Below are 13,357 nucleotides of genomic sequence, written 5' to 3'. Positions count from 1 at the left end.
GGTACTGTTACCCGACGAGTCCGTGTCACAACCCGGCCTCGGTTGCTGGGTTTCGGATCGCTGACCCTCGTTGTGAGACGGGGCTTTGCCGACCCTTCCACACGCCTCGCAGTTTGTACGGTATGCCCCCTAGGACATCTGCCCGGGTGCGGCTAAACCCAGATTACGGTTTGCTGACGACGTCGGAACGCGAAGCACAACTTCGGTACCTGTGTCGGTCACGTCGACGTCGATCTCCCCGCCGAGTACCGAGACTAACATCCGAATCAGCCAGATCCCGAGCCCAGAACCGTGCTGTAACGGCGTCTCTTCGCCGGTGACGAGTACCTCCCGCTCGATATCTGGCATGCCAGGCCCGTCGTCGGCCACGACGATCTGGAGCCAGCCGTTGTCGACCTGTCTCACCGATACGTTGACGTACGGGTCTTCTCGGTCTCCTGCGGCCACCGCGTTCTTTATCACCTCGGTAACTGGGTGTGTAAGCCATCGTGAGACTGTCTCGTCGGTCGCGTCGACAGAGACAGCGATCGTTGCGTCCGAGTGGTCATCTCGTACCGCCGTTGCGGCCGTTTCAGTGACCTCAGCGATGTTAACGCTCGACTCGTCGTGTGGTATCTCCCGTATCGCGCGATCGATCACCTGCATTTTGTTCGTAAGTCGTTCCCATCCGTCGAATATACGCGTCAGTCGGCGGAGATGATCTTGACGACAGTCAGCGTCCGGTTCCTCGGCGAGCATCGTTGTCCATCCCACGAGCTTGTTTAAATCGTTGCGGACGTTGTGTCGGACGACCCGCTGGAACACTTGTAAATGCTGTCGCTGTCGCGTCTTCGCGGTGATATCCTTCCCCTCAACGGCGATCAGCGTGATTTCACCAGCGGCGTTACGAATCGGCTTGAACGATACGTCGATGCGTGCGAGACCATCTGGACCCTGTAGTTCTCCTTCGGTCTGGACGAGTTCACCGTCACCCGCGCGGTTGACCGCCTCACAAACCGTGAGTCCGTGGTTCGGATCAAGGTTCAGCCACGGGAATTTGTCGATTGGTTCACCAACTATAGTCGACCGATCCACACCGATGCGTGTAACCAGCGTATCGTTCACGTCAGTCACGATTTTATTGGGGCGGACTAACGCGGTAAACTGGTGCGGGCTGTTAAACACTGCCTCCAGTCGCCGAGTGTACTTCTCGCGTTCAGAGATATCGATGAACAGCACATCGGTACCTACGACTTCGTCGTCGACGGTGCGCGGGATCGCCCGTAACAGACACGGGACCGTGTCGCCGTCCGTCGTCACGAGCGTGCGTTCCGCAACGGTAAGATCGCCGCTAAGCGCGCGTTCGTAGCCGTCTGTTTGGAGCGAATCGGCCGAGGTATCGTCGTAAAACTCACTGAGCGGCTGTCCAACCACCGCTTCGCGCTCGTACCCCAGCGCGTCGGAAAACGACCGGTCACAGGCCTCAATGACTGCTTCGCCGCCAACGGCCCGAGTTTGAACGAACAGCAGCGGGCCCTGATCAAACAGTTTCGACGCCCATTTCACACGCTCGGAGCGCTTCGTCGCGTCTCGCCCCATCGCCAGCACACTGGCAGAGCCATCACCCGCATCACTCACAACGGTGTGTAGATCTATCCACGTGACTTCGCTGTCATCCGTCCCGATTCGTATCGTCTCAGCAGCCGGGTCACCGGTCTCGATCGGGCGCCGCAGGGCGTCAGCGGCACGTTCGCGGTCCTCCGGATAAACTACTGCTTGCCATTCGTCTATCGTCGTCGGGCTCGCTCCGACCGTCTCTCGTAAAGTGGCGTCCAACGTGACTGTGTTGGTACTGAAGTCCCACTCACCGATGCCCGTCTCCGTCCCGCTGAGGACGAGTTCCAGCCGCTCAGTCTGGTTTCTGAGCTCTCTGATCCGCCGTCGTTGCTCGGTAATATCGTGTTGAACCCCGATGTAGTTTGTCACGATTCCGTTTGCGTCTCGAACCGGCGTCACGGAGAGCTTCGCCCAGTACGGTTCACCCCCCGCGGTGTAGTTTCTCAGCTTAGTTGTTATCGGTCGCTCGGTTTCGATCGCCGTACGGATTCGCTTTGTCGTCTCCGAATCTGATCCGGGGCCCTGGAGGAATCTCGGGTTTCGGCCGAGAGCCTCTGACCGCTCGTATCCGGTTAGCTGTACAAATTCCTCGTTAACGTACACCAACGGGTTCCCCGGTTGGGTTGGGTCCGTAATCTGGATGCTGGTCCCTGCTTCGTCCAGCGCCCGCTCTTTTAATGCGAGTTCGTGTTCCCGTGCTTCACGATCGCTCACGTCACGCACCGTACAGACCATTCGGGATGGGGTGACCATCGTCAGGGACAGCTCCGCCGGGAACGTCGTTCCATCTGGCCGACTTCCCGTTACTCGCCCCTGCCAGTGACCATCGCGTTCGAGCGCGTCGAAAGCTTCCTTCTCGATCCGTGCCGCTTCATCCGCAGCGTATAGCTCCCGCCAACTTCGACCGAGTAGCTCCTGTTTGCTGTCGAATCCGTACATATCGACGTGCGTCTGGTCGATATAGACGTACGCCTCGTCGTCAAGGATGGCGACGCCATCGGCGGCGTCCTCGATCGCCTGTTGAAACGCACCGAGGCGAATATCCGAGGCGATCTCGCCTGTCGGGTCACGGGTCTGGGAGCTAATACGGTCGAGTGCCGCGGCGAGTGACCCTGCTGCTCGCTCGAGAACATCACGGACAGCGGCCTCGTCCAACGCGGTCGCGAGATCGTGGTGATCCCAGCCAACCGATAGCACACGCTCGGAATCGATCGGAACGAAAAGTTCCTGACGCGGAAGCCAGCGGTTATCATCCGGTGCGATTGGTCCGGCCACCCCGTCAGTTCGAACCGGCGCATCAGCCGTGAAACATCGCTTGATTAGAGCTGCGTCTGGTGAAGGGATTCGAGCCGACCGACCCGTATGGCGTTCGGAACCGAACAACGGTGGGGACGGCTGTTCCGGCGATTGGGCATTCTCGGGGTTACTACCATGCTCGTTGCGGTTTCGCCACACGGTAATAACTGTGTCCCCCAGTGTGGTACGGACCGCAGTCAGTGTCCGATCAATAGCGCCACCTACTGTCTCTTCTCGGTTGAGATCGATGCCGAGGTTGAACAGTGCGTCATCGGTCATCTCGTCACAACTGGTCATCTGTCTGTGTTGCCAGCGGTTCAGTCGAAGACGACTGCGCGGTCAGGTCGTCAATCGATGTCTGAATGGCCCAGAGTTGCTCCACCACTGCCCAGAGCGGATCGCCGAGTTCAGTATCCGAAGTGTTGCTAGCGGCGGTCCAGACGTATTCTTCGGCCTCGGCAAACGCCGCTGCCGCCGCTTCGAGAGCCGCTTCGGTCGATTGCTGTGCGCGTGCGTCGGCTGACAGTCTATGGTGTGCTGGCCGTGTGGGGAACGCGTCTGCGTCGACGACCTCGATCCATCCGTCATGTGTCACAGTCACGAATACATCGTCGTATCGAAACGAAAGGGTCCCCTCTTCAATACGCGTTGTTGAACTATCCGGACCACCAAACAGGAGGTTGATTGTGTCGGCGTCAATATATCTGTCGAGACGCCGGAGATTTTTCGCATCTGTATTTTTAAACTCGGAGACAGCAGTGAATACAGCGTCGAGTGCTGACCGAGTAGTCGTCGGATCAAACCGAGTAACTGACGAGTCCGAGTTCATAGGTCTGTCAATATACATAAATAGTGGATCAATATATTTCGTCTCGCGGACCACTCCGCCTCTCATGGCCTATACCGGATATGTACGTGTGCGCGACTCTCGACAGACATCCGCTGGTACACTTCATAAGACAACCGCGATTATCGAATCAGTCACAGATCGCCTGGCTTAGAGCGGAAACCCGCGTGACTCGATGGTCCATTCGAGCCACGCGTTTTGCCTCTGACAGATTCCTCACTTCGTCGATAGCGTCAACCTAGTCTAGAGGTCGACAGGTTTCAGTCAGTCGAAGAAAAGTTATTTTCTTTGGCGGAACAGTCCGGCATCGAACAAAAGAATCGAATATTTGGGGGTAAGAGGCTGTGCTGAATCGCCATACAGCAGCAAGCTTGTATGTGGGTTAGCCAGATACGCCTCTGAGTTCGGGGGCAGCGTTGTCATTCACTGTGTCTACTCATCCTCCGTATCTGTTGCGGCCAAAATCTCAGGATACCGGTTCCGTATCGTCATCTCGCTCACGTCCGTAGCATCAGCGATATCTGTCTGTCGGAGCGACTCATCGCATCGCTTAGCGGCCGCGTACAATGCCCCAGCGGCGATGCCTACCGGATGTTTCCCGCTGTGAACGCCGTTTTCAACCGCTATTCCGGCGAGACGTCGTGCCTCTCGCTCTGTTGCGTCCGTACACTCCACGTCCGACGCGATCCGTCCGATGAACGAACGGGGGTCTGTCGGGGCGATTTCTAACCCGAGTTCACGTGAGACGTGTCGATATGCCCGCTCAACGCGAATTTGTTCGACGCGGCTCACTGCCGAGACCTCGTCGGTAGAGCGCGGGACACCGTCCATGCGACTCGCCGCGTATATCGCCGCAGTGGCGACGCTTTCAACGGCTCGACCCGTAACGAGTCCGTCCGCAAGTGCGCGACGATAGATGACGCCTGCTGTCTCTCGGGTGCTGTCCGGCGCACCAAGCGCGGAAGCCATGCGGTTGATCTCACCGAGTGCATGTATGAGATTCCTATCCGCAGATGAGCGCCGTCGGAAGCGCTCATCCCACCGTCGCAGGCGGCGCATCTGTTGTCGCTGTTCTCCTGACAGCGCGTTCCCCTTCGCATCTGTGTTTTGCCACCCAATCATCGTCGACAACCCCTTATCGTGTAAGAGGTTCGTGCTTGCTGGTCCGACGCGGGAGTCCTCATCGCCGGTGCCGTTCGGCGTGTACAGTTTGATGTTCGTATCAAGCGTCGCGTCTGAAACGACGAGTCCACAGTCGTCACAGACCGCATCAACCTCATCATCGGCTCGACGAAGTCGCCCGTGACACTCCGGACACGTAGTCTGACTGTGCCGTTCGTCCCCATTCTCCACCGAAACTGCGTCGGTAACAGACTGTCCGTCGCCAGTTTCGCTCGATGAGGGCGCATCAGTACCGTTTTTGCGGGAAACTGTGTCCGGTCGCTCTTCGTTAGTGCGCTCGTTCATCAAGTCGAATCACCTCTCGTGACCGGGGCAGAACAGACGCGTTCGACTGTGTGTCTGGCCAGTACTGTTCATTATGGGCTCTGAGCCGGCGTTGAGTCGCTGATCCTGATACCATGCGCGGTAACTCTCGTAGCAACCGCAGATGGAACTGACCACACTGTCTCGGTGGGTACTGTCACTCCATCGATCGCGAGACAGACGAGTTTCCCTCGTCCCCGCCGCGCCGCAACAACAAATTCAAACCGACGTGATCGGTCGTCAGTCGCTGTCACGTGGATCGTTGAGAGCCCGTTCACACTCTCCCACGTTGTCGTGTCGACGACCCTGAGGTCGCCTGCGGGAGTGACAGCAGTCGAGTCACAGGCTGGACAGGACCCCTCGTGTGGGCTTGTCCCAAGATACCCATAATCGGTCTCACACGCAAAGCAGTGTTCCATGGTCTGAGACTAGTATCAGTACTTCACAAAGCCGGTTAGTTGAGAGGTCTGCTTGCTGAAGGTGTGTCTACTACCAAGCAAGCAGACGGTGAAATCCACGAAGACCAGCTCCTTAACTTCCTCGTCAACACGCTTGACGAGGAAGTTGATCTCAGTCTTGGCGCTAATGCTGAAATCGAAGCTGAGGATATCTACGAGGTCCTAGTCGGCGCTTGCGCCGACGGGACCTCGGTATCCGAACTCTGTGAGACCAGTGAAGATTCCCCTCACCAAAACACGATTCTGTACCACCTCCGCGAGAAGTTCGACCTAACGTCGGTTGAACAAGTCGGGAACGCACTCCTGCAAAAGGACGTTCTAGAAGTTCTCCCTGAGCAGGTGGAGGTCGTCGCAGACCTCCACCTGCGGCCCTACTATGGTGACGAAGAGGAGACACATGGGCTCTATCACTCGGAAGCAAAGCATGGAACCACCGCATTCCATGCCTATGCGACACTCTACGCGCGTGTGAAGAATAAGCGATACACGCTGGCGGTGCGCCGTCTCGTCGACGGCGACACCGCCAGCAGTGTCCTCGCTGAGTTTCTTGGTCTGCTCGACGGCCTTGACCTCAGCGTCAAGGCCGTCTATCTTGACCGAGAATTCTACGATAGCAAGTGTCTCACGCTCCTTCACGCTCACAACTACGCGTACGTGATGCCGATCGTCCGGTGGGGAAAGACGATCAAGCAGGAACTTTCGGAAGGGTGGAGCCGCGTCATCCAACATGAGCTGACGGGGAAACTCGACGGTCATAGCTGGACCGTCGAGTTTCCCGTCTACATCGACTGTACCTATCAAAAAGGACGATACGACGAACACGGAGTGGCGCGTCACGGCTACGCCGCTGACGCGCCGTTCATTGAAACACCACGAGATGCTCGATACCACTACTCGAAACGCTTCGGTATCGAGGCCAGCTACCGACTCTCCGAACAAAGTATCGTGACGACTACGACGCAGAATCCGGTCGTACGGCTGTTGTACGTCGTGGTGAGCCTACTCTTACAGAATGTCTGGCGATATCTCCATTGGGAGTATGTGGCGACGCCCCGCCGTGGCGGGCGTCGCCTCTGGTCCTGGTCGTTCGAGGAGTTCATCAACATGCTGTGCCGAGCAGCGTGGACGGCCCTCGCTGTGCGTCGGGCCGTCCCCGCGAATAGGCCACCTGACGATCGGTTCCACCGATAATCACCGATCGAGCACGCCTCTTCGGGAGTGGCAACGCTGTCGCGTCGGCGGCTGATCGCCGCCGACAGCGACAGCTCCATCCACCCTCAGCGAAGATCGACCACTACAGACGGCTCATCGAGACAGAAGAAGTGACTCAGATCGGATTAGTGGGTGACGCTTTGTGAGGTACTGAGTATCGATCCACGATCGTCTCTGCTATGTGTGCCCGACCGGAACATGCTGGACAGGCGACTACGTCACCACCGTCTAACCCGAACACGGTCACAAATTGTTGTGAGACGTGTGCTCCACAGTGTGCACATTCCGGCATCAGATCACCCCAGCGAGCCCTCCATTTCGAGTTCGACGAGCCGGTTCAGCTCGACGGCGTACTCGATCGGCAGCTCCTCCGTGATCGGCTCGATGAAGCCCGAAACGATCATCTGCTTGGCGTCGTCGTCGTCGAGGCCCCGCGACTGCAGGTAGAAGATGTCCTCGTCGCCGATCTTCCCGACGGTCGCCTCGTGGGCGACGTCGACTTTCGACTCGTTGATCTCCATGTACGGCATCGTATCGGAGGTCGACTCGTTGTCGAACATCAGCGCGTCACACTCCACGGCAGTCGAGGAGTTCTCCGCCCCGTCGGCGATGTGGACGAGCCCGCGGTAGTTGGTGCGGCCGCCGTCCTTCGCGATCGACTTCGACTCGACGGTGGACTTCGTGTCCGGCGCGTTGTGGTACACCTTCGCGCCGGTGTCGATGTCCTGGCCCTCGCCCGCGAACGCGATGGTGATGTGGTTGTCGGACGCACCGCGCCCCTTCAGGATCGTCGAGGGGTACAGCATCGTCGCCTTCGACCCCATCGACCCGGAGATCCACTCCATGCGCCCGCCTTTCTCGGCGATGGCGCGCTTCGTGTTGAGGTTGTACGTGTTCTTCGACCAGTTCTGGACAGTCGAGTACTGGACGTGGGCGTCCTCGTCGACGAATACTTCAACGCCGCCACAGTGAAGATTGAACTTCGAGTACTTCGGCGCCGAGCAGCCCTCGATGTAGTGAACCTCCGAGCCTTCTTCGGCGATGATGAGCGTGTGCTCAAACTGCCCCATCCCCTCGGAGTTCATCCGGAAGTACGCCTGCACCGGCATGTCGACGGTGGTGTTTTCGGGCACGTAGACGAACGAGCCGCCGGACCAGATGGCGCCGTGAAGCGCCGCGAACTTGTTGTCGCTCGGGGGGACGCACTTCGTCATGAAGTGCTCGCGGACGAGCTCCTCGTGTTCCTGGACGGCCTCATCCATGTTACAGAAGATGACGCCCTTCTCCTCCCACCGCTCCTGCATGTTCTGGTAGACGACTTCCGACTCGTACTGCGCGCCGACGCCCGAGAGCGCGTTCTTCTCGGCCTCCGGGATGCCCAGCTTATCGAACGTGTCCTTGATGTCGTCCGGGAGCTCCGTCCAGTCGTCGACGCCGGCACGAACGTCGACGTCCGGGCGGATGTAGGGAACGATCTCGTCGACATCGACCTCGCTCAAATCCGGCTGCCCGGGCCAGTCGGTCGGCATCGGCATCTCTTGGAACTGTTCGAGCGCGCGCAGGCGGCGCTCCAACATCCACTCCGGTTCGTCTTTGTCCTCCGAGATGACGCGGACCGTCTCCTCGGTGAGGCCCTTCTCGCTTTTGAAGGCGGACTTCTCCTCCTTTTTGAACTCGAAACGGGCCTCGGTGTTCGTCTCTTTGAGATCGTCTTGTTTTGAACTCATCAAAGTATTCTTCAGAGACTACAAATATAAGTGTGGTGCGCTGGAACACACTTTAGTAACTTATACTGGTTTCTTTAACGAAAGTGAATAACTTTGTGTAGTTTAATTTGGTTTCTCTACCTAGTAGAATTTAATATGTGGCGAGAGGGCTATTGCGTACAAACAGGACCACCGTCATTTGTTAGCGAGAACGACTCGACAGCATTCAATCGCCGCTTCGATGTGGCGGTCGGCGACGGAATCATCCGTTTCGTCAGCCGACTCAAGCAGTGTAGCAACTTGCCGAACCCGTTTCTGTCTGGTTTGCGTGTCAAGATCATTACTAGTAGCATCGCGGGCGACGGCTTCTGCCTCTCCGAGCCATCGGTTCGTCGCTGGCGGTACTGGGCGATCTGCGGTCGCAGTTAGGTGGGTCGCCAGTGCGTCGACCGCAGCCCGCGGCTCGGTTGGGATGTCGATCTCGTCCGTCATTGTTGGTGTATTCGCATCCACTGTGAAGAATTGTTGCGCCAAGCTACACTCCAGATGCTTGCGAATGTCTCTAGCCTAGCACGACCTCTTGTTCGCCTATCGTAACATGTCTGCGGTATCTGTCTGGGCTTGTTCGAGAGACACACCAGACGACACAACCCCATGCGCAACCGAGAACGACTATGATCGAGTCGCTCCTCCGGATTGACGTCATGCTCTTCGTCCTCATCGGCGTACTGGGCGGCGCGCACTGTATCGGGATGTGCGGTCCGCTTGTGACGATGTACTCGAAGCAGATGACGCCGCAGCCTGACGGCGGGGCGGTGACGGCCAACGACGGGCGTGCCGGTCATCTCACGACCTACGAGGTTCGCCAGCACTTCCTGTTCAACGTCGGCCGGGCGACGACGTACGCAATTTTTGGGGCCCTCTTTGGTGCACTTGGGAGCGTCGTGTTCGTCACCGCTGACCAGTTGACACCGATCGCTGATCTCCTGCGGGGTGCTGTCGGTCTCGCGGTAGGGGGATTCATCGTGGCGACGGGCGTTCGGTACGTCATCGGGGGGAGTGGAGGCGATATCCGAATACCCGGCGTACAGCGCGTCACGTCGTGGCTTGCGACGAGAGTTCACCGACACGTGAATAGCCCGAGTATTGTCGGCCTCGGCGCCGTCCACGCGCTTCTTCCCTGCCCGATGCTGTATCCCGCGTATCTGTTCGCCTTCGCGAGCGGATCCCCGACCACTGGGGCAATCGCTCTCGGCGCCCTCGGTATCGGGACGATCCCGGCCGTCTTCCTCTATGGAACGATTATCCAGTCGATCGACGTTGCCCACCGGCGTCGAGTCCATCGGTTGCTTGGCGTTGTGTTCGTTGTGCTGGGGTACGTGTTGTTCGCGCACGGACTGATGGCACTCGGTATACACCTCCCACACCCAATGTTCCCACATTATCAGCCTCTCGGTGGGATGGGACACTGACGCATTCGATAGATCTGTCGAATTAGTAGCTAATCCAGTAGATTTCTCAGGGCAGAACACGGGATATCGAGGCGAAACCGTGACCTGAGACCGCGGCAGACCCAACAGACAGGTCTCCTAAGTTGACATACACCCGGAATCCAGACGGGGGTCTGTTGAGGATTTTAAAGACATTACACACCTCGTCTGGTCCTGTACCTCACGTACGGACTCTTTCCATATCACTTCGATATATCGAACAACTGGACAGGGGGGAGACCGTAATTTCAGACCACTCTCGTGTCGACTGGGAGATTCCGGGAGGAACTGACAAAAAGAGGCCAATACCGACCGAACTGGATACTTTATCGGATGCGACTGGGCTAACTTACGCCAACAAAATAGACGTGATTGGGGATATAGGGCCGGATTTAATGGGGGTTCTCTGAAACAGATGAATCCAAAGCATTTGCTAATAATCACGTCGGATCGACTATCGGGTCCAAGAGTAGCGATCGACCACCCGTCGATAAAATCCAAATGACAGAGATAGAGTAAGTAGACCACTTTACTGTTAACCGCCTCAGAAATCACATGCACTGTTCTGACGACTCAACTCGCGACGAGCGTCTGTGAATGCGCTCTCTGTGTGAAGCGTACCAACTGGGGATTACTATTCGGAACAAACTCAAAGAAACCGATCTCGTCACCGCGTTCGAGAAGCTCGATCATTCGATAGATGCTATCGAAGACGGGTATCCAGCGTGGCATCCTGCGCCGCTCTCCTTTCGCGCAATGGTTCTCTCGTTCGTGTTCATGGAGATAACGGGTGACTCATACGCCAACTTCACTCGACGACTCACCCGACAACCGGAAGTAGCGACTATCCTCGGCTTCAGTCGAGTGCCCGACGAATCAGCATTCTCTCGTGCGTGGCGAAATCGATTCGACGACGCGACCCACGAATACATCCACGCTGCCGCCCACTTCGTTGTCAAAGAAGTCCATGATCGCAGCATCTCAGCGCCGGAGGTGCGGCCTAAGGCAGAGATCGTCGACAATGAGCAAGAAGATACAGACTCAGTAGAAGACGAATCCTTCTCACAGGAGGAGATTGTTCAGACAACGCGCCTCGCGCGTGATCACGCCTTCGGACACTTCGACTCTGATCGGGCGCCGAACGCCTCGTACGAGGACACGCAATTTTTCGAGTTACAGACATTCATGGGGATGGTTCGGTGCGGAGCCACGCAGGGAGCTACTCGCTTTCAGTACCGGCGTGGCGAGGACTACGGCCCGCATGGCGATACCCACCTTCGCACCGTCAAGCAGTTCGATCCTGACGAGCTCGTCGACGGCTTCAACGAGACAACGGATCGCTTGCTTTCCGTGATTGCTTCTGAAGCATCGTTCCGCCGGCCAGTCACTGCCGCGATCGATATCACGACCATTCCCTACTACGGGGATGTCGAAGGGATGCCGATGGTCAGTGGAACGAAGGACAGAGACGGTCGAGCGTTTAAATTTGCGACCCTCTCGATCATCGGACAGAACATCCCGCTGGTCTTAGCTGTCGAGCCGGTTCGAGAGAGTTCTGAGTGGGATGAGAACCCGTCGAATCAGATCCATCGTACTGTTCGGCGACTCGTTCGACGAGCGAAAGAGCATGTTCCAATCGAGACAGTGCTGTGTGATCGGGAGTTCGATTCGATACGCGTGTTTCAGACGCTCTCAAACCTCGATGTGAACTACCTCATTCCGAAGCGAGTCTCCAGCTCTGAACGGGATGTACTCAAACAAATGGGGGAAGACGACCAAGAGGTGGCTGTTGAGTCGGCTTCTGTCCATGTGGAATCTGGATCGCATCCAATGCGGCTCCTGTACGTGCCGTCGACGAGTGGGGAAGGAACGGCCGTCTTCGCGACGAATTTCCGAGTGGGACCCGGTGAGGCCGAGACGTTCTGTAGACGGTATAGTCACCGGTGGCAAATCGAGAGCGAGTACAAATCGATCAAAGGTGACTTTCTCGCGAAGACCTCCTCGAAAGACTACCGCGTTCGCTTGTTCTACTTCGTGTTCGCGGTCCTCTTGTACAATATCTGGCGGCTCACCGACTTCCTGCTGAAAGCAGGCGTCGACGGTGAGATGGACTACGCACCCGTGTTGACTGCGGGTGAGTGTGTTGAACTCGTTGCCTCGTCGTTGATTCCACACGACTAACCGGCTGATACCCCACTGAGTCCGCCTTTTGGGAGTGACAACCCTAACCAGGAGCGGCAGAATCTGCGTAATTTCGCACGTTCGTCCGGTAGATGCGAACGGTAGTGATCCAAATCAGGACTGGTCGGCGAGAAGAACCAACGAATTGATGCTAATTCGACCTGAAACTGGCCCATCCTCCGAAACTGTGGACTTCCACGGTCGCGGTTTTAGTATATCGGTATATGGTTTATACCGTTGGTCAAATCCGAATTTCAGGGGATAGAACCCTTCTATCATCGGAAAAATGGTTATGAGATTTCTGTACTCGATGGTCCTGATTACGCCGGTAATCACGACCAGTTTGAAGTACCCCGCCGCCGTCGGTGAAGCACGAATGCTGCAACCGCCTCACGACGGCGCTTCCCCCGGGGTAGAACTGCCAAGAACGGGGTTTGAGATTTCTCTGACTCTCCTCAGCCGAGGTCGAGGCGATGGCGAAGAAACGCATTCGATATAGAACTAATGACCTCAACCTATATTAAGATAAAGCGCGAACGGTGTTGTATGTCCGAAGACGAATCGAACTCCGAGGGCCTGATGGAACGCCAGACCACGGGTGAAGACCGCGTGAGGATGACCGCCCGGCAGCTTTCGGAGCCTCAGACGGCGAACTGGATCGCCTCGGAAGCGGGCTGGTCACACGAGCCGACCAAACGCGTCCTCGATCGGCTCGTCGACGATGGCATCCTCCACCGTGACGAAAGCGGGACTCACACCACGTATTACCCTGATTACCGCCGCCAAGCAATGCAGGAGGCGATGCGGCTTCGAGACAGCGGGCACACTGTCGAGGAACTCACGGACCGTCTCGCCGATATGAAGACGCAGATTCGCGACTGGGAGAATGAATTCGAGGTCGAGTCACCGAACCAGCTTCGCGGGACGCTCGCTGACGAGTCTCTTGACGCTGAGGAGGAAGATCGTCGCCGTGAGATTGCCCGCGAGTGGGAGCACCTTCAGCGGCGTATCCAGATCGTTGGCTTCGCCATCCGCGAATGGGACTTCCTCGCTCCGACGACAGAGCCCGCTGAGGCCAGCAGCTAA

The 13,357-nt window shown here is 57.3% G+C and carries 10 protein-coding genes; 4 read left to right on the top strand and 6 right to left on the bottom strand.

From position 1 onward, the window contains the following. Positions 1–129: 129 nt before the first annotated feature. The 3 genes from ACOZ35_RS00145 to ACOZ35_RS00135 all read right to left on the bottom strand — a co-directional run bounded on the left by ACOZ35_RS00145 (position 130) and on the right by ACOZ35_RS00135 (position 5,206). Positions 130–2,793, bottom strand: a complete 2,664-nt coding sequence (locus ACOZ35_RS00145) for a PAS domain-containing protein (protein ID WP_424013263.1) — start codon at positions 2,791–2,793, stop codon at positions 130–132. A gap of 382 nt (positions 2,794–3,175) precedes the next feature. Further along, a complete protein-coding gene (locus ACOZ35_RS00140) occupies positions 3,176–3,721 on the bottom strand; it encodes a HalOD1 output domain-containing protein (protein ID WP_139175734.1) in 546 nt (181 codons plus the stop codon). Positions 3,722–4,171: 450 nt separating this feature from the next. After that, positions 4,172–5,206 (bottom strand): transcription initiation factor IIB, encoded by a 1,035-nt coding sequence (locus tag ACOZ35_RS00135; RefSeq protein WP_089767367.1) that lies wholly within the window; start codon positions 5,204–5,206, stop codon positions 4,172–4,174. A 500-nt stretch (positions 5,207–5,706) separates the two neighbouring features. Between ACOZ35_RS00135 and ACOZ35_RS00130 the strand changes: the two genes are divergently transcribed. After that, positions 5,707–6,873 (top strand): ISH3 family transposase, encoded by a 1,167-nt coding sequence (locus ACOZ35_RS00130; protein ID WP_424013262.1) that lies wholly within the window; start codon positions 5,707–5,709, stop codon positions 6,871–6,873. Between the two features lie 136 nt (positions 6,874–7,009). Here ACOZ35_RS00130 and ACOZ35_RS00125 read toward each other — a convergent pair whose 3' ends face one another. From ACOZ35_RS00125 to ACOZ35_RS00115, 3 genes are all read right to left on the bottom strand, one after another. Continuing rightward, positions 7,010–7,186 carry a DUF7563 family protein gene (locus ACOZ35_RS00125; protein WP_424013261.1) on the bottom strand — a complete coding sequence of 59 codons (177 nt, stop codon included), beginning with the start codon at positions 7,184–7,186 and terminating at the stop codon, positions 7,010–7,012. A 4-nt stretch (positions 7,187–7,190) separates the two neighbouring features. Further along, positions 7,191–8,621, bottom strand: a complete 1,431-nt coding sequence (sufB, locus tag ACOZ35_RS00120; RefSeq protein WP_424013260.1) for a Fe-S cluster assembly protein SufB — start codon at positions 8,619–8,621, stop codon at positions 7,191–7,193. 174 nt (positions 8,622–8,795) lie between these two features. Further along, complete coding sequence (locus ACOZ35_RS00115) at positions 8,796–9,092, bottom strand: hypothetical protein (RefSeq protein WP_089767370.1); 297 nt, start codon at positions 9,090–9,092, stop codon at positions 8,796–8,798. 182 nt (positions 9,093–9,274) lie between these two features. On the opposite strand from ACOZ35_RS00115, the gene ACOZ35_RS00110 reads away from it, so the two are divergent. The 3 genes from ACOZ35_RS00110 (at position 9,275) to ACOZ35_RS00100 (ending at position 13,357) form a co-directional block, all read left to right on the top strand. Then, positions 9,275–10,072, top strand: a complete 798-nt coding sequence (locus tag ACOZ35_RS00110) for a sulfite exporter TauE/SafE family protein (RefSeq protein WP_089767371.1) — start codon at positions 9,275–9,277, stop codon at positions 10,070–10,072. A gap of 615 nt (positions 10,073–10,687) precedes the next feature. Next, the gene (locus ACOZ35_RS00105) at positions 10,688–12,271 is read left to right on the top strand and encodes a transposase (RefSeq protein WP_251331437.1); all 1,584 of its coding nucleotides are present in this window, start codon (positions 10,688–10,690) and stop codon (positions 12,269–12,271) included. A 504-nt stretch (positions 12,272–12,775) separates the two neighbouring features. Beyond that, on the top strand, positions 12,776–13,357 hold the full coding sequence (locus tag ACOZ35_RS00100; protein WP_058365912.1) for a DUF7342 family protein: 582 nt from the start codon (positions 12,776–12,778) through the stop codon (positions 13,355–13,357).

It is taken from the genome of Halorubrum xinjiangense, assembly GCF_049604745.1.
GTDB classification, from domain to species: Archaea; Halobacteriota; Halobacteria; order Halobacteriales; family Haloferacaceae; genus Halorubrum; species Halorubrum xinjiangense_A.
This window is presented reverse-complemented; position numbering and strand designations above follow the sequence as displayed.

Coding starts and splice junctions, on each gene's coding strand:
- sufB (WP_424013260.1), bottom strand. CDS start 8,621: ATGAGTTCAAAACAAGACGATCTCAAAGAGACGAACACCGAGGCCCGT.
- ACOZ35_RS00125 (WP_424013261.1), bottom strand. CDS start 7,186: ATGCCGGAATGTGCACACTGTGGAGCACACGTCTCACAACAATTTGTG.
- ACOZ35_RS00140 (WP_139175734.1), bottom strand. CDS start 3,721: ATGAACTCGGACTCGTCAGTTACTCGGTTTGATCCGACGACTACTCGG.
- ACOZ35_RS00135 (WP_089767367.1), bottom strand. CDS start 5,206: ATGAACGAGCGCACTAACGAAGAGCGACCGGACACAGTTTCCCGCAAA.
- ACOZ35_RS00100 (WP_058365912.1), top strand. CDS start 12,776: ATGACCTCAACCTATATTAAGATAAAGCGCGAACGGTGTTGTATGTCC.
- ACOZ35_RS00105 (WP_251331437.1), top strand. CDS start 10,688: ATGCGCTCTCTGTGTGAAGCGTACCAACTGGGGATTACTATTCGGAAC.
- ACOZ35_RS00115 (WP_089767370.1), bottom strand. CDS start 9,092: ATGACGGACGAGATCGACATCCCAACCGAGCCGCGGGCTGCGGTCGAC.
- ACOZ35_RS00110 (WP_089767371.1), top strand. CDS start 9,275: ATGATCGAGTCGCTCCTCCGGATTGACGTCATGCTCTTCGTCCTCATC.